Annotated in this window: 16 protein-coding genes; 15 read left to right on the top strand and 1 reads right to left on the bottom strand. The window is 31.2% G+C overall.

Annotation, left to right across the window (positions count from 1 at the left end; genetic code table 11):
* The first annotated feature begins 215 nt into the window (after window positions 1-215).
* The 13 genes from H0I29_RS02230 to H0I29_RS02170 all read left to right on the top strand — a co-directional run bounded on the left by H0I29_RS02230 (window position 216) and on the right by H0I29_RS02170 (window position 17,176).
* Entirely contained in the window at window positions 216-482 is a 267-nt protein-coding gene (locus H0I29_RS02230; protein ID WP_218754267.1) for a hypothetical protein, read from the top strand.
* 2 nt (window positions 483-484) lie between these two features.
* Window positions 485-1,885 (top strand): amidase family protein, encoded by a 1,401-nt coding sequence (locus H0I29_RS02225; protein WP_218754266.1) that lies wholly within the window; start codon window positions 485-487, stop codon window positions 1,883-1,885.
* Window positions 1,885-5,220: a bifunctional amidotransferase subunit GatB/aspartate--tRNA ligase AspS gene (gatB/aspS, locus tag H0I29_RS02220; protein ID WP_218754265.1), complete on the top strand. Its 3,336-nt coding sequence runs from the start codon at window positions 1,885-1,887 to the stop codon at window positions 5,218-5,220. The genes H0I29_RS02225 and gatB/aspS overlap by 1 nt, the downstream gene beginning before the upstream one ends.
* A gap of 259 nt (window positions 5,221-5,479) precedes the next feature.
* Window positions 5,480-5,731, top strand: a complete 252-nt coding sequence (locus tag H0I29_RS02215; protein ID WP_218731207.1) for a hypothetical protein — start codon at window positions 5,480-5,482, stop codon at window positions 5,729-5,731.
* Window positions 5,732-6,115: 384 nt separating this feature from the next.
* Entirely contained in the window at window positions 6,116-7,507 is a 1,392-nt protein-coding gene (locus H0I29_RS02210) for an anthranilate synthase component I family protein (protein WP_218754264.1), read from the top strand.
* A 210-nt stretch (window positions 7,508-7,717) separates the two neighbouring features.
* A complete protein-coding gene (locus H0I29_RS02205; RefSeq protein WP_218754263.1) occupies window positions 7,718-8,296 on the top strand; it encodes an aminodeoxychorismate/anthranilate synthase component II in 579 nt (192 codons plus the stop codon).
* 91 nt (window positions 8,297-8,387) lie between these two features.
* On the top strand, window positions 8,388-9,377 hold the full coding sequence (gene trpD, locus H0I29_RS02200; RefSeq protein WP_218754262.1) for an anthranilate phosphoribosyltransferase: 990 nt from the start codon (window positions 8,388-8,390) through the stop codon (window positions 9,375-9,377).
* Between the two features lie 240 nt (window positions 9,378-9,617).
* A complete protein-coding gene (gene trpC / locus H0I29_RS02195; protein WP_218754261.1) occupies window positions 9,618-10,406 on the top strand; it encodes an indole-3-glycerol phosphate synthase TrpC in 789 nt (262 codons plus the stop codon).
* Between the two features lie 23 nt (window positions 10,407-10,429).
* Entirely contained in the window at window positions 10,430-11,104 is a 675-nt protein-coding gene (locus tag H0I29_RS02190; RefSeq protein ID WP_254712682.1) for a phosphoribosylanthranilate isomerase, read from the top strand.
* 80 nt (window positions 11,105-11,184) lie between these two features.
* Complete coding sequence (trpB, locus tag H0I29_RS02185; protein WP_218754259.1) at window positions 11,185-12,369, top strand: tryptophan synthase subunit beta; 1,185 nt, start codon at window positions 11,185-11,187, stop codon at window positions 12,367-12,369.
* Complete coding sequence (locus H0I29_RS02180) at window positions 12,369-13,160, top strand: DUF3050 domain-containing protein (protein ID WP_218754258.1); 792 nt, start codon at window positions 12,369-12,371, stop codon at window positions 13,158-13,160. The genes trpB and H0I29_RS02180 overlap by 1 nt, the downstream gene beginning before the upstream one ends.
* Window positions 13,157-13,921 (top strand): tryptophan synthase subunit alpha, encoded by a 765-nt coding sequence (gene trpA / locus H0I29_RS02175; RefSeq protein WP_218754257.1) that lies wholly within the window; start codon window positions 13,157-13,159, stop codon window positions 13,919-13,921. Before H0I29_RS02180 ends, trpA begins: the two co-directional genes overlap by 4 nt.
* An 87-nt stretch (window positions 13,922-14,008) precedes the next feature.
* Complete coding sequence (locus tag H0I29_RS02170; protein ID WP_218754256.1) at window positions 14,009-17,176, top strand: S41 family peptidase; 3,168 nt, start codon at window positions 14,009-14,011, stop codon at window positions 17,174-17,176.
* Window positions 17,177-17,247: 71 nt separating this feature from the next.
* Here the strand turns inward: H0I29_RS02170 and H0I29_RS18470 are convergent, their stop codons facing one another.
* Window positions 17,248-18,087 (bottom strand): FKBP-type peptidyl-prolyl cis-trans isomerase, encoded by an 840-nt coding sequence (locus H0I29_RS18470; protein WP_368384570.1) that lies wholly within the window; start codon window positions 18,085-18,087, stop codon window positions 17,248-17,250.
* A gap of 113 nt (window positions 18,088-18,200) precedes the next feature.
* Here H0I29_RS18470 and H0I29_RS18465 point away from each other — a divergent pair, with 113 nt between their 5' ends.
* The gene (locus H0I29_RS18465) at window positions 18,201-18,317 is read left to right on the top strand and encodes a CDGSH iron-sulfur domain-containing protein (protein WP_218755174.1); all 117 of its coding nucleotides are present in this window, start codon (window positions 18,201-18,203) and stop codon (window positions 18,315-18,317) included.
* Between the two features lie 171 nt (window positions 18,318-18,488).
* Window positions 18,489-20,705 carry an FUSC family membrane protein gene (locus tag H0I29_RS02155; RefSeq protein WP_218754255.1) on the top strand — a complete coding sequence of 739 codons (2,217 nt, stop codon included), beginning with the start codon at window positions 18,489-18,491 and terminating at the stop codon, window positions 20,703-20,705.
* The last annotated feature ends 32 nt before the right edge of the window (window positions 20,706-20,737 follow it).

Below are 20,737 nucleotides of genomic sequence, written 5' to 3'. Positions count from 1 at the left end.
ATCTTAAAAAAGAAGATTATAAACGACATTTTCTCTATATATTTGACATCAATAACGTTACAATGATAAATAATAATAACAATCGTAATTTCAATAATCCTAATTGTTAGGGTAGGGAGGTTGTTGTTTATAGATATATACATAAAGCCTTCCTAATCGGAAGGCTTTTTTCATGTTCTGAACTGGTTTCAGAATCTTAATTAAAAAATAAAGAAATGAGCAAAATAATGACGGTAGACATTTTGTCTAGTATTAAAGGAGCAGAGCCATCGGAATCGGTGAATCAATTATTTGAGGTAATTAAAAAAGCCAATACATCAGATAATAACGTTAATACCAATCATAACAATGCTGTAACTTTAGATGATTTAAGAGAAGATGTTGTTATTGATAGTCCGCAGGCAGAAAAACAAATAATTATAGAAAACTTTCCGAAAGAAAAGAATGGTTTTTTAGTAGTTTCTAAAGTGATAGAAGAATAATTATGGAATCGCAAATACATAAAATTCATCAGCAATTGGTGAACAAAGAAATTTCATGTACAAAACTAGTACAAGAAAGATTAGATTTATTAAAATCGAACACACACAATACTGTCAATTCACTTTTAGATACCTTGGCGCTAGAATTAGCTGCTAAAGTAGATGCAAAAATTGCAAACGGACAAGAAATTGGTTTGTTAGAGGGAATTCCATTCGGAATTAAAGATGTGTACATGGTACAAGGAACTTTAACAACGGCGAGTTCAGATTTACTTAAAAAATATAAATCGCCTTACACGGCAACTGCCATTCAGAAATTATTTGATGTAGGTGCTATTCCGTTAGTAAAAGAAAATTGTGATTCTTTTGGGCACGGTTCATCATCTGAAAACACCATTTTCGGAGCCGTTAAAAACGCAATCAATACAGATTTAGTTTCTGGTGGTTCTAGTGGAGGTTCTGCAGTAAATGTTGCCAAAGATTTTACAGTTTTTTCAATTGGTGGAGATACGGGAGGTTCTGTTCGTCAACCGGCAGGTTATAATAATGTCTACGGATTAAAACCAACCTACGGAAGAATTTCTAGATTTGGATTAATGGCATACGCATCTTCTACAGATTGTGTTGGACCCATTGCAAAATCGATAGAAGATATTAGAATTGTTTTAAATGTGATGAGTGGTAAGGATATTAAAGATCAAACCACGTATCCATCAGAAACAATATCAGAAGAGAATATTTTAAATGCTGATGAAATAAAAACTGTTGGATACTTTAAGAATTTCATCGAAAACGATGCGATTGATGCAAAAGTAAAAGCGGACTTTTTAGCAACCATAGAAAAAATAAAAGCCAAAGGAATTGAAGTAAAAGAATTAGATTTCTTTGAGTCTGATACTTTAGTTTCTACCTACTATACTTTAGCAATGGCAGAAACGGCATCGAATCTATCTAGATTAGATGGTACCAATTACGGAAATAGAATAGAAGGCGATACTTTAAAAGACACGTATTCTATTACACGATCAGAAAATTTCTCTGAAGAATCTAAACGTAGAATTGTTGGTGGAAACCAAGTTTTATCTCAAGGTTTTTCTGATGAAATTTACTTAAAAGGATTAAATGTAAGAGATCAAATTATAGCAAATTTTGAAAAAGATTTTAAAGAAGTTGCTATTATTTTATCACCAGTAACACCAAATTCGCCACCAAAAATTGGCGATAGTTTAAAAGATCCTTTAGCAATGTATTTGTCTGATGCGTATACGGTTGGTTTTAGTTTAGGACAATTGCCAACGTTAACAGTGCCACAAGGAACAGAAACAGGATTGCAAATTACGGCAGCAAAAAATAATGACGAACTTGTTTTGAAGTTTGCTAACTTCTTAAAAGATACGATATAATGGAACTGGAACAATTAAATGAGCTTATAAAAAAGCACGACTTAGAGTTAGTAATCGGTATTGAAACTCACGTTCGATTAAATACAAAAACAAAGTTATTCTGTTCTTGTGCAAATCAAGAAATAGAGCAACCAAACCAAAATATATGTTCGGTTTGTACTGGGCAAATGGGAGTTTTACCTTCTATAAATAAAGAAGCAATAACCAAAGCTATTTATTTTGGTAAGGCTGTAAAATCTACTTTTTCTAATGAAGTTATTTCTTGGGATCGTAAACATTATGAATACCCAGATAACCCAAAGAATATTCAAATTACACAGTTTCACAATCCTGTAATTCCAGATGGACAAGTTTCTTGTTATAGAAATGATGGTTCGCAATTTACAGTGAGTTTAACACAAACTCATATAGAGGAAGATGCTGCAAAATTAATGCACGAAAAGAAAGTTTCTTTAGTAGATTTTAACAAAGCAGGTGTTCCGTTAATAGAAATTGTAACCGATCCTTGTATTCGTCACATAGAAGATGCATCTACGTATGCACAATACATTCAGCGTATTGTTCAGAATTTAAAAATATCTGAAGCTAACTTAGAAAAAGGTGAGTTTAAGTCGGATGTTTCTGTATCACTTCGTAAAAAACACACGTATGATTTAAACCCGAGAACAGAAATCAAAAACTTAAATTCTTTTAAGTTTATGGTAGATGCTTTAAAGGAAGAAATTGAAAAGCAATTAAGCTATTATGTAGAAAATAAAGCATTTAGACCAGACCAAACAACTGTTTTATGGGATGCAGATTTAAAGCAAACCAAAACAATGCGTAAAAAGGAATTTGAAGCAGATTATCGTTTTATTTCTGAACCAGATTTACCTTTTGTAAACATCAAAAAAGTTGTAGATAGTATACATGTTGATATTAGTTCTTTGCCTTTTGCAGTAGAATCTATTTTGATAAAAGGTGGCGTTTTACCACAAGATGCTAAGTTTTTTACAGCAGATTCTTTACGTTCAGAAGTTTTTGTTGCGATCAATAATAAAATAAATGACGCTTCTTTTGTTGCCAAAACATTGGTAAATAATATAGGTGCTGATGAGTATGAGAATATTCATAGTGTAGATCAATTAATTGAAATTTTTCAATTATTTAAAGACGATAAAATAACGTCTGTATTAGTACAAAACGGAATTACATCTTATTTAAAAGATAGAACTTTCGATTATAAAAAGTACTTTGAAGACAATACCATTTCTGAAGATAAAATTAAAGCTGCCGTTGCAAAAGTAGTTTCAGAAAACGAAGCAACTGCAAATGATATTAAAGCAGGAAACCAAGGGAAAGCAGGTATTCTTGTTGGTAAAGTAATTGGTATTATTGGTAAAGGAGCTTCAGGAAAAGTGATTCGTCAAGAAATATTAAACGCTTGTTCTGCGGATGCTAAAACGACAAAGAGTGCAGCTGTAGCTGATGAGTTAAAAGCAACTAGTGACCAGCCAAAGGCAAAAATAGAAGAAGAAACGTTACCTCAAGTTCCTATTATTATAAAAGAGGAATACAGAACACATAAAATTTCTCAAATATCAGAAGATTCAATTAATGATGAGGTTACTTTATCGGGTTGGGTTTCTAGTGTTAGAGATCATGGTGAATTAATTTTTATTGATTTACGCGATTCTAGCAATCAAGTTTTTCAAGTGCGTTTAAGTAAAGAGACATTTCCTAATTTAGATGAGCTTGTAAAGTTAAAATCAGAATCTGTTATTTCTGTAACCGGAATTGTGGTGCAGCGTAAAGAAGATGATTATAATGCAGGTTTAAGAACTGGTAAAATAGAATTAGAAACAGCTGCTTTAGATATTTTAAACTTATCTAAAACGCTTCCTTTTGAAATAAAAAGAGCAATGAAATCGAACGAGAATGTTCGTTTTCAATATAAGTTTTTAGATCATAGAAACGATGAGGTTCGTAAAGCAATTGTAAACCGTCATAGAGTAATCAAGCTAATGCGTGATATTTTAGACGAAGAAGAGTTTTTAGAAATTGAAACGCCTATTTTAACTGCAGGTACAGACGAAGGAGCAAGAGAGTTTATTGTACCAACAAGAAAACAAGCAGGTTCTTTTTATACGTTACCACAAGCGCCACAACAATTTAAGCAAATGTTGATGGTAGGTGGTTTTGAAAAATATTTTCAAATAGCACGTTGTTTTAGAGATGAAGATTCTCGTGGAGATAGACAACCAGAATTTACACAATTAGATATAGAAATGGCGTACGCAAGTATGCAGCAAATAATCGATTTAAACACCAAAATGTTTAATGAAATTGTGAAGAAAATCTACGGTAAAAAATGGACTTTACGTCCGTTTGAAGTAATTACGTATAAAAACGCGATGGATAAATATGGTTGTGATAGACCAGATTTACGTTATGGCTTACAAATGCAAGATATTACGGATATTGTAAAAGATACCACATTCCAAGTTTTTAGCAAACCAATTGAAGACGGCGGAATTGTAAAATGTATTAAAGTTTCTGCAGCAGAGCAAGGAAACAAACGTATGTCTAAAGGACAAATAGAAAACTTAACGGCCATTGCACAACAAAATGGTTTAGGTGGTTTGGCATATATTATTGTAAATGAAAATGATTTACAATCGCCAATTATTAAGTTTTTAGGTGAAGAAATTGCAGCCAATATTATTAAAGCTACAGATGCACAAGTTGGAGATATTGTATTTTTCTCAGCAGCAGATTATGCAACCGCTAACAAAGCATTAGATGCTGTTCGTCAAGAAATGGGACGTATTTTAAAGTTGATAAATCCTAAAGAATTAAGACCAGCGTGGGTTGTAGATTTTCCAATGTTTGAAAAAACAGATGAAGGAAGATGGACATTTACACACAATCCTTTTTCTATGCCAGCAATCTATGACTTAGAAAAGCACATGACTGGAGAAGGAGAAGAAATAGGAACCATTATAGCGCAACAATACGATTTAATCTTAAACGGTTACGAGATTGGTGGAGGTTCTGTTCGTGCACATAAATCAGAAATTTTAGAAGCAACCTATAAAAATATGGGTTACAATAAAGAAGAAATGATGAAAAGTGTGGGCACGATGTATAAAGCTTTTCAGTATGGAGCGCCACCTCACGGAGGAATTGCTTGGGGAGTAGATAGATTAATGATGATTTTAGAAAAGAAAGCTTCTATTAGAGAAGTAATGGCTTTTCCTAAAACAGGTTCATCAGAAGATTTATTGTTTAATGCACCTTCAATTTTATCGGATAAAAAAGTAGAGGAGATGAATGTTAGAATTATAAGGAAGTAAATTTTTAAGAATTCTTTAAAACAAAAAAATCTCGCGAAAGCGAGATTTTTTTTGTTATTATTATTTAATTAAGAATGATGGGGTATTAAGTGTTTGTTAACCATTTTTTTATGAGAATAGTTTAAAAATATTTGTTATTGCTCATTTTCAACAAGTACCACAACCATTATTTTAAACTCTCGATAAGAAAGCTGTAAGAGACTGAATTCCGTATTTATTTTAAAATTCCATATATTTGTAATACTTAAACCTTCACGTTATGGATTTAGCTGCAAGAAAAAATATATTTAAAGAACGTTTCGATCAAATAAAAGACATCGATTTAATTCAGCGTTTTGAAGAGTTTTTAGAGTTGCAACTATCTAATAAAAAAAATGTGGCTTATACAGTTCAAGGAGAAGCTTTAACCAAAGAAATGTATGTAGAGAAGGTGCAGAGTACTTTGAAATCTGTAAAAAACGGAAACTTTACCACTGTAGAATATTTAGAAAAAGAATCAAAAAGCTGGTAGAAGTATTCGATTCTTATCGAAATCCTATTGAAAAAAGAAGGTAAGCTAGAAAGAATTTTTTACAAAAGAAATCCGCTCTTTTTGGTTAAATCCAAAATAAATCAAACTAAAGGTTGCTTGTTTAAAAAATCTATCTTACTTTTGTTAAACAATGAAAAATAATACAATAAATACAGGTTGGTGGAACTCTCTTATATAATAAGTGAGAAAAAACCTATATGTATACAACATAAAATTTAAAAAGGCTTATCTCACGATAAGCCTTTTTTTTATGATGATTTTTTAAATCATCCAAAGTTAAAAAGAATAGACAAATGTCCCCTCGAGTGCAGTCGAGAGGTTCCAAAATAAGTCTCGACTGCGCTCGACCAGATAAAAAGTAAAATGAAAAAATTACAGTTTAAAACAATTCACAAAACAAAGATTGCAGATACCGTTACGCCGGTAGGTTTGTACCTGCGTTTTAGAGACAAATACGCTAACACTTTGTTGTTAGAAAGTTCAGATTATCATAGTAAAGAAGAAAGTTTCTCTTTTATTGCCGTGGAGCCAATTGTTTCTATGAAAGTAGATAATTATCAGTTTTCTGTTTCTCACAAAGGAACACAACTAGATGAACAACCTATCAATAAAAACTTTTATGAGTTATTCGATAAATTCACCAATTCTATAGAATTAGAGTGTCTTGACGAATTAAAATCATTCAACGGATTGTACGGGTATACTACTTTTGATTCTGTTCAGTATTTTGAGAATATTCAATTTACTAACAAAAAAGCACCTTCTGCAATTCCAGAAATGCAGTACAGTTTTTACCGTTTTATTATTGCCATCAATCATTTTAATGATGAAATGACATTGATAGAAAATATAGAAGAAGGTACAGAATCTCGTATTAAAGAAGTTCAAACTATTATCGATGCACAAGCATTTAATACGCAGAAATTCGAAATTGTAGGCGAAGAAACTTCCAATGTTACAGGCGAAGAATTTAAAGACTATGTAAGAAAAGCAAAATCGCATTGTAAAAGAGGCGATGTTTTTCAACTAGTATTATCACGCCAATTTCAACAAAAATTTAAAGGAGACGAATTCAATGTGTATAGAGCATTGCGTTCTATAAATCCGTCGCCATATTTATTTTATTTCGATTACGGATCCTTCAAGTTAATGGGGTCTTCACCAGAAGCACAAATTAAAATTTCTGAAGGTAAAGCTACTATCAATCCTATTGCAGGTACGTTTAGAAGAACTGGCGATATGGCAGAAGACATAAAGCTGGGGAAAAAATTATCCGAAGATAAAAAGGAAACGGCAGAACACGTAATGTTGGTAGATTTAGCGCGTAACGATTTAAGCAAACATGCAGATAAAGTTACGGTTGAGGTGTTTAAAGAAGTACAGTATTTTAGCCATGTAATTCACTTGGTTTCTACGGTTAGAGGAAAGATTAAAGGAAACCCAATAGAAATTGTTGGAGACACTTTTCCTGCCGGAACTTTAAGTGGAGCGCCAAAGTACAAAGCAATGGAGTTGATCGATAAATATGAGAATCAAACCCGTGGTTTTTATGGAGGAGCAGTCGGAATTATCGGTTTAGATGGTTCTGTAAATTTAGCGATTGCTATTCGTTCGTTTGTGAGTAAAAATAATGTTTTGTACTCGCAAGCCGGAGCAGGAATCGTTATTCATTCCGACGAAGAAAAAGAATTACAAGAAGTAAATAATAAATTAGCAGCGTTAAATAAAGCGTTAATTTTAGCAGAAAATATTTAGGGCGTTTTAACAGGCTTTCCTTTATATCTTTTTTCCGAAAAAGAAAAAAGGTTAAGAATATCAGTAGATATTCGAACGGTGTAAATCCCTAACGCGAAAGTGAGTATTAAGTCATTACGAGGAGTTTTTCCGACGAAGTAATCTCTTAATTAATAAACAGATTGCCACAGCAAATGAAAAATTTGCTTCGCAATGACAATTAGAAAAAACATGAAAATATTAATTTTAGATAATTACGATTCGTTTACCTATAACTTAGTTCATATGGTAGAGAAAATTACAGGAAAATTTCCTACGGTTTTTAGAAATGACGAAATCAGTATTGCAGATGTAGGCACGTATGATATCATTATGTTATCTCCAGGTCCAGGAATTCCAGATGAAGCAGGAATCTTAAAGGAAGTAATTAAAACATACGCCGGTGTAAAACCAATATTCGGAGTTTGTTTAGGTTTACAGGCAATAACAGAAGTTTTTGGTGGCAAAATCATCAATTTAGACGATGTTTTTCACGGAGTTGCTACAGAAATGCAAGTAACAGATAAAAACGCGACTATTTTTAAAGATGTTCCAGAAACATTTATGGCGGCACGTTATCATTCTTGGGCAGCAACAGACGAAGGTTTTCCTGAAGAAATACAAGTAACAGCAAGAGATGAAGATGGATTAATTCAGGCAATTGAGCATAAAATATTTCCTATTTCTGCGGTACAGTTTCACCCAGAATCTATTTTAACAGATGTTGGTGAGCAGTTGGTTACTAATTTTATCAATAGTGTAAAAAAGTAATGTCATTACGAGAGAAACGAAGTAATCTCATTTTTAATTAAAAGATTGCCACATCAAATTATCATTTGATTCGCAATGACAAGTAAGAATTATGAAAGCAATTTTAAACAAATTATATAATTACGAAAGATTGTCTAAATCTGAAGCAACACAAATATTAAAAGATATTGCTGCAGAAAAATACAATGATGCACATTTAGCGTCTTTTATGACTGTTTTTATGATGCGTCCTATTACAGCTGATGAACTTGCTGGTTTTAGAAATGCCTTAAAAGAATTGTCTATAAAAGTAGATTTATCAGAGTATAATACCATCGATATTGTTGGAACTGGTGGCGATGGAAAAGATACGTTTAACATATCAACCTTAACCTCTTTTATAGTTGCCGGAACCGGACAAAAAGTAGCAAAACACGGTAATTATTCGGTGTCTTCTCAATCTGGTTCTTCAGATATGTTAGAGAGTTTTGGGTACAATTTTACAAATGACCAAAACGTTTTAAAAGAGCAGCTAGAAAAAGCAAATATTTGTTTTTTACATGCTCCAAAATTTCATCCGGCAATGAAAGCGGTTGGGCCAACAAGAAAAGCATTAGCGTTAAAAACGTTTTTTAATATGTTAGGTCCTTTGGTAAATCCAAGTTCGCCTAAGAACCATATGTTAGGTACTTTTAATATGGAAGTTGCACGTTTGTATAATTACATTTTACAAGAAGAAGATATCAATTACGGAATTATTCATGCTTTAGATGGTTATGATGAAATTTCGTTAACAAGCGGATTTAAGTTCTTCACGAAGAATGGAGAACAAATTATAAATCCAGAAGATTTAGGGCAGAAAAAAATTCAGCAATCAGAAATTTTTGGAGGAAACTCTGTAGCAGATGCAGCAAAAATTTTCAAATCTATTTTAGAAGGAAAAGGAACAGAAGCACAAAATAATGTGGTTTTAACAAATGCTGCTTTTGCTTTAACTATTGTAGATGACACCAAGTCTTTTGAAACTGCTTTTGCAGAAGGTAAAGATTCGTTATTTGGATTGAAAGCGAAACAAACATTAGAGAAGTTAGTGAGTTTATAATTAGAACGTCATTACTAATGAGGTTACGAGTGAAGTACTCTGTTTATAAAAAGAGATTGCTTCGTACCTCGCAATGACAGAAGTAAAATAAATAGTAATAAATAAAACGTCATTCCGAAGATTATTGAAATTAAAATATTTTTTAATTGAAGATACTCAAACGAAGTTTGTGACTGAAGGAATCTTGTAATTTGAATTAACAGATTGCTTCGTACCTCGCAATGACAGAATATATAAGAAATGACAATTTTAGATAAAATAATAGCATTTAAAAAGAAGGAAATTGCTAAGATAAAAGCAGAAGTTCCTGTTCAGAATTTAGTAAAAAGTCCTAGTTTTGGAAGAACAACTTTTTCATTAAAAAAATCTTTGTTAGAAGTTGGTTCTACCGGAATTATTGCAGAGTTTAAACGTCAATCTCCATCAAAAGGAATCATTAACGACCAAGCAACTATTGCTGATGTTACCAATGGGTATTTAGATGCCAATGTAGCTGCACAATCAATCTTAACAGATACTTCATTTTTTGGAGGAACGATGGCAGATTTAATGGAAGCAAGAATCATTAATCAACAAAAACCTATTCTTAGAAAAGATTTTATTGTTGATGGATTTCAAATTGTAGAAGCAAAAGCCATTGGCGCCGATGTTATTTTATTAATTGCTTCTTGTTTGACTGCTACAGAACTAAAAAACTACGGAAATCTAGCGGCAGATTTAGGGTTAGAGGTTTTGTATGAAATTCATACCCAAGAAGATTTAGATAAAATTAACGATTTAGATAATAAGATTATCGGTATTAATAATAGAAATCTAAATACTTTTGAAGTAGATTTAGAACATTCGATTAAATTGGCTGGTCAAATTCCTGATACTTGTTTAAAGGTTTCAGAAAGCGGAATTTCTGACCCAAAGATAATTACAGGATTGAAAGAATTTGGTTTTCAAGGTTTTTTAATAGGAGAAAACTTTATGAAAACAGACAACCCGGGAGAAGCTTGTTTAGAATTTATCAATCAAATTAGATAAATATGAAACTGAAAGTTTGCGGAATGAAATTCACAGAAAATATCCAACAAGTTGCAGCGTTGCAACCTGATTATTTGGGCTTTATTTTCTATGAAAAATCAAAAAGAAATTTTGAAGGAATTATTCCAGAATTTTCTAATTCGATAAAAAAAACGGGTGTTTTTGTAAATGAATATGTTGAGATTGTTATTTCTTTAGTTGAAGAATATAGATTAGAAGCTATTCAGTTACACGGAGATGAATCTGTTGAATATGTTATCAATTTAAAAAAGCAATTAGCAGAAAATAGAGCTTTGTTTATTGAAGAAAACAAGACGATAAAAAAGCAAAAAAACAAACACTACATTTCTAAAAATGAAGTTGAGGTTATTAAAGTATTCGGAATTAAAGACGAATTCGATTTTAATGTTTTAAAACCCTATTTAGAAGTGGTAGATTTCTTTCTGTTTGATACAAAAGGTAAAGAAAGAGGCGGAAACGGAACAAAATTTGATTGGTCTGTTTTAGAAAAATATCCTTTTGAAAAACCTTTCTTTTTAAGTGGAGGAATCGGTTTAGAAGATGTAAAAGAAGTACAAAAAATATTAAAATCTAATTTACCAATTTACGCTTTAGATGTAAATAGTAAATTTGAAAGTAAACCAGGAGTTAAGAAAATAGAAGAGTTAGAAAAATTTAAAAATAAAATATCTGTGTAATTGTGTAAAAGTTGAATTGTCTAAAAAAGCACATCAACAATTACACGATTAAACAAATAAACAATTACACAATTTAAGATATGAAATCAAAATTTCACCCAGACAAAAATGGTTATTACGGACAATTTGGAGGTGCTTTTATCCCAGAATTGTTATATCCGAATGTAAAGGAGTTAGAAGATAATTACCTTCAAATTTTAGAATCGGAAGAGTTTCAAGAAGAATATAAATCCTTATTAAAAGATTACGTTGGTCGCCCAAGTCCGTTGTATTTGGCAAAACGTTTGTCAGAAAAATACGGTGCTTTTATTTATTTAAAACGAGAAGATTTAAACCATACAGGAGCACATAAAGTAAACAATACGATTGGTCAGATTTTGGTTGCTAAGAAATTAGGAAAAACTAAGATTATAGCAGAAACAGGTGCAGGGCAACATGGTGTCGCTACCGCTACAGTTTGTGCTTTAATGGGCTTAGAGTGTACTGTTTTTATGGGCGAAAAAGACATTGAGCGTCAAGCGCCAAATGTTGCACGTATGAAAATGTTGGGTGCAAAAGTAATTCCTGCTTTAAGCGGAAGTAGAACTTTAAAAGACGCAACAAATGAAGCGATAAGGTATTGGATTCAGCATCCAGAAACGTTTTACTTAATTGGTTCTGTAGTTGGTCCGCATCCTTACCCAGATATGGTTGCGCGTTTGCAAGCAGTAATTTCAGAAGAAATGAAATGGCAGCTAAAAGAGAAAACAGGTAAAGAAAATCCGGATACAATTATAGCTTGTGTTGGTGGAGGATCTAATGCTGCTGGTGCTTTTTATCACTATATGGATGATGAAGAGGTAGAATTAATAGCAGTAGAGGCTTCTGGTTTAGGAGTTAATTCTGGCGAAAGTGCTGCCACTTCTCAATTAGGACAAGTAGGAATTATTCATGGTTCTAAAACCATTTTAATGCAAGATGAATACGGACAAATTGTTGAACCTTATTCTATTTCAGCAGGTTTAGATTATCCGGGAGTTGGCCCTTTACATGCGTTTTTATACGAAAGTAAAAGAGCTAAGTTTATGGATGCTACAGATAAAGAAGCATTGGCAGCAGCATATGAATTAACTAGAATTGAGGGAATTATTCCTGCCTTAGAAAGTGCGCATGCTTTGGCTGTTTTATCAAAAATTAAATTTAAAAAGGACCAAGTTGTGGTGGTTAATTTATCGGGTAGAGGAGATAAAGATTTAGAAACGTTTATCAATCATTTAGAAGGATAATGAGTTCTAAAATAGCACATATTGAAAGTGAGTTGGTGTCTTTAAGAGAAGATTTAAAGGACCATCAACTTTATAAAAAGTTAAATTCTATAGAAGATATAAAAACTTTTATGGAAGCACATGTTTTTGCCGTTTGGGATTTTATGTCGCTTTTAAAAGCATTGCAAATCAACTTAACAACGGTTTCAATTCCTTGGATTCCGAAGAAGAACACCAACTTAGTTCGTTTTATCAATGAAATTACGTTGGCAGAAGAAAGTGACGTTAATAAAGATGGCGTTTTAAAAAGTCATTATGAAATGTATTTAGATGCAATGCAAGAAATGAATGCAGATTGCGCTAAAATAGCAGGTTTTATTGATGAAATTTCTAAAGGTGAAGACGTTGTAAAATCGCTTGAAAAATTATCGATTCATAAGAGTATAAAAGACTTTGTTGCGTATACTTTTAAAATAATCGATACTAAAGAAGATCATAAAATTGCAGCAGCTTTTACATTTGGTAGAGAAGATATTATACCAGATATGTTTTTAAAAATTGTTGGTGAAACAACTTTAAAAAGTAATAAAAAGTTTGATAATTTTATCTATTATTTAGAAAGACATATTGAGTTAGATGGAGATGAACATGGACCTTTATCATTACAAATGATTGAGGAATTATGTGGTAATGATGAAAAGAAATGGCAAGAAGTTTTAGAGGTTGCTAAAGAATCTTTGCAAGTAAGAATCAATTTGTGGAGTGCTGTAGAAGAAGAATTAAAAAGTAAAAACGAACCAATTTTAGCATGAAAAAATTAGAAACAATCTTTCAGGAAAAGAAAAATTTATTATCGATTTATTTTACTTGTGGTTATCCTAAATTAGATGATACTACTAAGGTAATTACTGCATTAGAAAAAAGTGGTGTAGATTTTATAGAAGTTGGTTTACCATATTCAGATCCTTTAGCAGATGGTCCTACGATACAAGATAGTAGCCAAAAAGCATTAGAAAACGGAATTAATTTAGACATTATATTCGATCAATTAATGACGATTAAAGACACTAATAAAACACCTTTAGTTTTAATGGGGTATTTAAATCAGATGATTAAATATGGTGAGGATAAGTTTTGTCAGAAAGTAGTAGATTGTGGTATAGAAACGGTTATTCTTCCAGATTTACCAATGGTAGAGTTTGAAAATCATTATAAAGCATTGTTTGAAAAATACGGAATTACAAGTGTATTTTTAATTACTCCGCATACATCCGAAGAAAGAATTAGAAAAATAGATGCGTATTCTAAAGCGTTTATTTATGTAGTTGCTTCTGCTTCTATTACCGGTGCAAAAGGCGATATATCTAATCAACAAATTGAATATTTCGAAAGAATTAAAAACATGAACTTGCAAAGTAATTTAATTGTTGGTTTTGGTATTTCTGATAAACAAACTTTTACAACTGCTTGTAAATATGCAAATGGAACCATTATTGGTTCTGCATTTATAAAGAACTTAGGAGAAAATGGTATTGATAAAATTGATGATTTTATTAAACCTATAATAAGTTAAGAAACTCTTAAATATTTCTTAAAGAGTGTTTAAAAAAACGTTATAAACTTAATAAAGTTTAATTTGGTCATTAAAACCTCAGTAATAATGATTAAAAAGACTTTATTTTTTTATGCAGTTCTATTTAGTACAACTGTTTTAATTGCTCAAAGCACCTTAATAAGAATGCCATCTATAAGCCCAGACGCTTCTAAGATGGCATTTAGTTTTGATGGTGATATTTGGGTTCTCGATTTAAAAACAAATCAGCCTAAAAGGCTAACAATTCATCAAGCTTATGAGACCAGTCCTACATGGAATTCAGAAAGTAATCAGTTAGTTTTTACTTCTAATAGAAGAGGAAATACAAACATTTTTAAAACAGGTTTAAACGGAGGAATCCCTAAACAGTTAACCTACTATCCTACAACAGATACACCGAGTCAGTGGAATGCTGATGGAGAAATTATATTTTCAAGTAATAGAATTTATAAAGGAACAGAAAGAGAAACATCAATTTATAAAATTAACGAAAACGGAGAAACTCCTAATCGTTTTATGACTGCTTTAGGTAGTCAGGCTTCTATATCGCCTAACGGTAATTTAGTTGCTTTTGTAAAAGGAACTTGTAGAATTTCTAGAGAAGATTATAACGGTCCTGCACAAAGAGATATTTGGATTTATAATATAAATACCCAAAAATATCATCAAATTACTACAAGTAACAAAAACGATCATTCTCCGTTTTGGGATGCGCAAAGCAATTTGTTTTATATAGGTGCAGAAAGCGGTAGATATAATATTTATAAAACTTTATTAAATACAAACGGTAGCAAAAATGGTACAGAAAATAAGTTAACAGATTTAAAAGTTAATGGTGTTTTATCTTACTCTGTAAGTAACAATGGTACTATTATTTACAACAGCGGATTAGATGTTTTTAAAATAGAAAATGGATCAACATCAAAAATAAACCTAAACTTAGCAACAGATAATAGATTTGAGTTAGAAGAAACAGAAACGGTTTCTAGCGGAATTAAAGATTTAAATGTTTCGCCAAACGGAAAATTAATAGCGTTAAGTATTAACGGAGAAATTTTTGTGAAAGAAAATAATAAGGATAAAAAGAAAACAAATAATGTTAGTAATAATCCTTTTAAAGATGATAATCCTTTTTGGATAGACGATAATACATTAGGTTTTTTATCAGATAGAAACGGTCAAAATGAGCTATATAAAGTTGTTTCTACAGATGATAAAGTAAACTTAAGTAGAAGCCTAAAAACGAAAGTTACAAAACTAACAAAAAGTAAAATTGATGTTTTTGAACCATTAGTTTCGCCAAACGGAAAGAAAATTTCTTATAGAATTGGTAGAGGACAATTGGTAATTGCAGATTTAAAAGAGGGTAAAATAGTTAACGTTAAAAGTTATTCTGATACTTGGGCAGCTGCAGAGGGTGTAGCTTGGAGTCCGGATAGCAAGTACATTGCATATTCTCAGGATGATTTAAATTTTGATAGTGAAATCTATATTCAATCTATAGAAAATCCATCTAAAAAGATAAATGTTTCTATGCATCCTAGGTCAGATTCTTCTCCGGCTTGGAGTCCAGACGGAAAAAAACTTTCTTTTGTTTCTAATAGAGCAGGAGATAGAGGAGGTATTAATTATGATACTTGGATGATTTGGTTACAAAAATCTGATTGGGAAAAAACCAAAACAGATTTTGAAGAAGGAGATTATTACAGTTCTAAAGAAGATGTTAAAAGCAAGGATGAAAAGAAAGTTGTTGATGTAAAAATTGATGAAGATAAAATTTACGACAGACTTGTACAGTTAACAAATTGGGCAGGTAATGAAAGCGGAAGATTTTTTAGTGCAGATAGTAAGAGTATTTATATTGCAGCTTTAGATGCAACAACAGGTGAAAGCGGTTTGTATAAATTAGACTTAAAAGGAGGCAAACCAAAATTAGTTAAAGGTGTTGGTGGTTTACGCGGTTATAGTTTACATAAGGATAACTTGTATTATGCTGCGGAAGGAAAGTTAAAATCTTTAAACTTAAAATCTGATAAAGTTTTATCATTCTCTCATTCAGCTACCTATACAACAAACTTTAGTAAACTAAATGAACAAGTTTTTGAAGAAGGTGTTAGGGCAATTACTGCAGGTTTTTATGATCCTAAGTTTCATGGATATAATTGGGATAAAATTGTAGAAAGATACCGACCAATGGTTTTAGCAGCCGAAAGTAAACATGACTATTCTTTTATGTTTAACAATATGTTAGGGCAGTTAAATGCAAGTCATATGGGATATAGAGGTAAAACGCCAGAAAAAGTTTCTAATGATAATATTGGTTTATTAGGTTTGGATGTTTCTAATGTAAAAAAAGGAGTGAAAATAAACTTTATCTTACCAAACTCTACAGCAACAAAAAACAATGTTTCTTTGCAAAAAGGAGATGTTATTACCGCTGTAAATGGAGTAGAAATTAAAGAAAATACTAACTTTTATAGTTTGTTAAAAAATACTTCCGAAAATGAAATCTTATTAAATCTAGCTGATAAAAGAGAAATTGTGGTAAGAACAGAATCTACGAGAACGATTAGTAATTTACGTTATGAAGAATGGATAAACTCTAGAAAAAAGTTAGTAGATGAATATTCTAACGGACAATTAGGATATATTCATATACAAGGAATGAATTTACCAAGTTTTGAGCGTTTTGAAAGAGAGTTAAAAGCAAGTGGTTATGGTAAAAAAGGAATTGTAATAGATGTTAGAAATAATGGTGGAGGTTGGACTACAGACCGTTTAATGGCTGTTTTAACAGTGCAACAACATTCTTACACTGTACCAAGAGGAGCAACTGATAATTTACAAAGAGATAACAAAAAATTCTCTGGTAATTATCCTTTTAATGAAAGAGCTTTATTGGCTGTAAATACAAAGCCTTTAGTTGCTTTAACAAATGAAAGCAGTTATTCTAATGCAGAAATTTTTGCACACGCATTTAAAAGTTTTAAGTTAGGTAAAGTAGTAGGGCAACCAACCTTTGGAGCTGTAATTTCTACAGGTTCTCAAAGATTGCAAGATGGTTCTATTAGAATGCCTTATAGAGCTTGGTATGTTAAAGAATCTGGTATGAATATGGAAAACGGACCTGCAGTACCAGATATTTTAGTACAAAATAAACCGGGATGGAAAGCAAGGGGAGAAGATGATCAGTTAAAGAAAGCTGTAGAGGTTTTATTGCAAGATTTAAATTAGTGAATAAATAATATGCATAAAAAAAGCGAAACTTAATAAGTTTCGCTTTTTTTTGTAGTTTAAAAACTAGTCTAGTTATTAACGCTAATTAATTTTACATCAAAGGCTAAAGGAGTATAACCAGGAATAGCACCACTTCCGTACTGTCCATAAGCTAAAGTATAAGGGACTAAAAGAATACCTTCTCCACCTTCTTTAAAGTATGTAATGCCTTCTGTCCAACCAGCAATTACTTGACTTAAATTAAAGTCTATTCCAGACACAGTGCTTTCATCAAAAGTCTCTCCGTTTAAAAAAGTTCCTTTGTAAGAAACAGTTACGTTAGAAGTACTTGTTGGTTGTGCTCCTGTTCCTTCTGTATTTATAACGTAATATAAACCAGACTCTGTTTTTATAGCATCTAAATCGTTGTCATCAATATATTTTAAAATAGCAACCTCATTTTGTGCCTCATAACTATCATGAACAGCTAAAACTTCTATTTCAAAAACTAAAACAGTTCCACAAGGAATAGATCCAGTAGAGTTTCCAGATTCTCCAAAAGCTAATTCAGAAGGAATAATTAAAGTTCCACTTCCTCCTTCTTTAAATAGTTGAATTCCTTCACTTAATCCTGGGATTAATGTGCTTAAATTTAGAGCGATAGATTCACTTTCAGCATTACCAGTTCCGTCTAAAAAATATGTTTTATATTTAACATCTACAATAGAATTTTCAGTTGGAGTTTCTCCTGTACCTTCATTGTTTACAGTATAATATAAGCCAGATTCAGTCTTTGTAGTTATTAAGTCTTTACTCTCAATATATTCAACAATGTCTTCATCTGTTTGAGGTGTACAAGTAGTTTCATCATCGCTAATACAAGAGGTAAAAAGAATTACTGATAAAAAAAGTGTTAAGTAGGATTTCATTTTATAGTTTTAAAATTTCGGGCTAATATAAAATAATTAAAAATCATTATAAATTAAAACTTTATAAACTATTCCTGAAATTTTGTTATATTATTCACTAAAATAAATAAGGAATTACCAAAAGAGCTGGAAATAGGTCTCTATCAGTAGAATTAGAAGGAGGGAACTATGCATGGTGTACTTGTGGTTTGTCTGAAAATAAACCTTTATGTGATGGTTTTCATAAATAATAATGTTACTCTTAAATAATTAGGATCGACAATTATTTTATGTTTTACAAACCTTTTTTATATTGATGTTAAGTTCTCAAGTATTTTTACTTGACTTATTTTTTTGTTTTAATTCCCTTTAATTATTAGTGTTAGAAAGAAAACTTCTTAAATTTGAATATTAATTTGATTATGGTTAAAAATTTAATTAGATATTTTAAGGGCATTTATTTTATTAAAGCATTTTTAGTTGCTTTAGCCATGGTAATTGCTGTAATTGTCTCTGTATATTTTTTCGATAGTTTTGATGTAGGGTTTAGTGTTGCTTTAGGCGCTATTTTATGTGCACCATCAGATGTCTCAGGTAGTGTGAAACATAAGTTTTATGGAATGTTAGCATCTCTAATTTTAGCTTTCTCTATCACATTTTTAATTGGTTATTTTAACAATTACCTTCCTGTTTTAGTTCCTTTACTAATCATTTTAGTCTTTTTAATTTCTTATATTTCTGTATTTGGTTTTAGGGCTTCTTTAATTTCCTTATCCGGTTTAATTGCTTTGGTTTTGGCTTTTGGACATCAAAGCACAGAAATTAGTATTTTAGAACATTCATTATTTATTGTCTTAGGAGGTGTTTGGTATTTAGTTTTAGCAATTTCAACACAATTGTTATTACCCAGAGTTCAGGCGGACTTTTTATTTGTTGAATTGTTGGAGAAAACAGCAGAATTTATAAAAATAAGAGGAAAACTGTTAGCGGAAGAAAATGATAGAACAAGTCTCTTAGAGGAAAACTTTAAATTGCAAACAGCTATTAATGAACTTCAAGAGAATATTCGGGAAGTTGTTTTAGAAAAAAGATTCAATTCCGGGTTTAGTAATAGAACAAGGCGTCAGCAATTAATTTTTTCTAAAATTATTGAAATCTATGAGCTTGCTATTTCAAATGCCATTGATTATGACAAATTCGATACTTTATTTAAAGAGCACCACGAGAAAGTAGATGAGTTTAAACTTTTAATTTTTGAAGTTTCAGATAAACTAAATCACATTTCAAAAGTTATTCTAAAGGAAGAAAAACTTACGTATAAAAATAATTTTAAGGTTTTAATAAAAAAAATAGAAAATCATATTCAAATTTATAAAGTAGATATTGGCTTGCCAGAATCTAGAGAAGGAGTAATTTTTCTATTAAATTATAAAGCGTATCAAGAAAAACAAATTAGTAATTTAATGGATATCGTTAGAATTTTAGATAACTATTCTAAAAACGATAAAATTAGAGCTATTAAAGACGCGGAACAGTTTTTAACGCCTCAAGATTATGATGTTAAAAAACTAAAAGCAAATTTCACTTTTAAATCACCTATCTTTAGACATTCTTTACGATTAACGCTAACCATGCTTATTGGTTTTGCTATTGGTTTTGTTATAGAAATGCAGCAATCTTATTGGATTTTGTTAACGATAGTCGTTATAATGAGACCTAGTTATGGTTTAACTAAAGAAAGAACAAAGAACAGGGTAGTAGGTACGTTAATAGGAGCAGCTGTAGGAGTTGGAATTATTTTTTTAACTCAAAATCCAGTAATTTATGCTGTAATAGCTGCCGTTTCTTTAATAATAGGTTTTTCTTTAGTGAAGGAAAATTATAGAAATGCAGCAGCTTTTATTACGCTATATGTCATTTTTATGTATGCTTTAATTCACCCTAATATTTTAACGGTTATTCAGTTTAGGGTGATTGATACTCTTATTGGTTCTATGCTAGCATACGTTGCAAATTATCTTTTTTGGCCTGCTTGGGAAGCTAAAAATATTAAGGAGGTTTTATCGAAATCAATTGAAGGTTTTTCAGATTTTTTAAAACAAATAGCTGTTTTTTATCACGAGAAAGGAGAAGTGCCTACTGTATATGCTTTGGCCAGAAAAGAAGCCTTTTTACAAGTAGGAAACTTAAATGCGGCGTATCAAAGATTAGCACAAGAACCAAAATCTAGACAAGAAAATATTGCAGTATTTTATGAGCTTATAACCATAATTAATACGTATTTGTCTTCTCTTTCTTCTTTAGGGATGTATATTAGAACGAATGAAACAGGTAAGGTGCCCGAACAATTTGAAGTTTATGTTAAGCACATTTTATCCAATTTAGAAAAGGCGATGGAACTCTTAAATAATTCGGAGTCTACCATTTGTTTAGATACAGAAGAGTTAGGTTTTGCTGCCAAGAACTATGATGATTATTTTCAAAGTTTATCAAACCAAAGAGACAAAGAAATAGCAAAGGGATTGCCTATTACAAAAGAAATGAGATCTCAATTACACGAAACACAAATGGTCTCTGAACAGGTTAGGTGGTTGTTAAGCTTGTCTGAAAGTTTGATAAAAAACATCAAGAAAGTTTAGTTTTTTATCAAACTTATATTCAATTTAGAAAG

It is taken from the genome of Polaribacter sp. R2A056_3_33 (genome assembly GCF_019278485.1).
Lineage (GTDB): Bacteria > Bacteroidota > Bacteroidia > Flavobacteriales > Flavobacteriaceae > Polaribacter.
The sequence above is the reverse complement of the archived record's forward strand: the minus strand, read 5'-3'. Positions and strand labels throughout refer to the sequence as shown.

What these genes read in the sequence shown, in the direction of transcription:
- trpA (WP_218754257.1), top strand. Translation starts at nt 13,157, where the DNA reads ATGAAAAAATTAGAAACAATCTTTCAGGAAAAGAAAAATTTATTATCG.
- H0I29_RS02225 (WP_218754266.1), top strand. Translation starts at nt 485, where the DNA reads ATGGAATCGCAAATACATAAAATTCATCAGCAATTGGTGAACAAAGAA.
- H0I29_RS02230 (WP_218754267.1), top strand. Translation starts at nt 216, where the DNA reads ATGAGCAAAATAATGACGGTAGACATTTTGTCTAGTATTAAAGGAGCA.
- trpB (WP_218754259.1), top strand. Translation starts at nt 11,185, where the DNA reads ATGAAATCAAAATTTCACCCAGACAAAAATGGTTATTACGGACAATTT.
- H0I29_RS18470 (WP_368384570.1), bottom strand. Translation starts at nt 18,087, where the DNA reads ATGAAATCCTACTTAACACTTTTTTTATCAGTAATTCTTTTTACCTCT.
- H0I29_RS02170 (WP_218754256.1), top strand. Translation starts at nt 14,009, where the DNA reads ATGATTAAAAAGACTTTATTTTTTTATGCAGTTCTATTTAGTACAACT.
- trpD (WP_218754262.1), top strand. Translation starts at nt 8,388, where the DNA reads ATGAAAGCAATTTTAAACAAATTATATAATTACGAAAGATTGTCTAAA.
- gatB/aspS (WP_218754265.1), top strand. Translation starts at nt 1,885, where the DNA reads ATGGAACTGGAACAATTAAATGAGCTTATAAAAAAGCACGACTTAGAG.
- H0I29_RS02215 (WP_218731207.1), top strand. Translation starts at nt 5,480, where the DNA reads ATGGATTTAGCTGCAAGAAAAAATATATTTAAAGAACGTTTCGATCAA.
- H0I29_RS02190 (WP_254712682.1), top strand. Translation starts at nt 10,430, where the DNA reads ATGAAATTCACAGAAAATATCCAACAAGTTGCAGCGTTGCAACCTGAT.
- H0I29_RS02180 (WP_218754258.1), top strand. Translation starts at nt 12,369, where the DNA reads ATGAGTTCTAAAATAGCACATATTGAAAGTGAGTTGGTGTCTTTAAGA.
- H0I29_RS02155 (WP_218754255.1), top strand. Translation starts at nt 18,489, where the DNA reads ATGGTTAAAAATTTAATTAGATATTTTAAGGGCATTTATTTTATTAAA.
- H0I29_RS02210 (WP_218754264.1), top strand. Translation starts at nt 6,116, where the DNA reads ATGAAAAAATTACAGTTTAAAACAATTCACAAAACAAAGATTGCAGAT.
- H0I29_RS02205 (WP_218754263.1), top strand. Translation starts at nt 7,718, where the DNA reads ATGAAAATATTAATTTTAGATAATTACGATTCGTTTACCTATAACTTA.
- trpC (WP_218754261.1), top strand. Translation starts at nt 9,618, where the DNA reads ATGACAATTTTAGATAAAATAATAGCATTTAAAAAGAAGGAAATTGCT.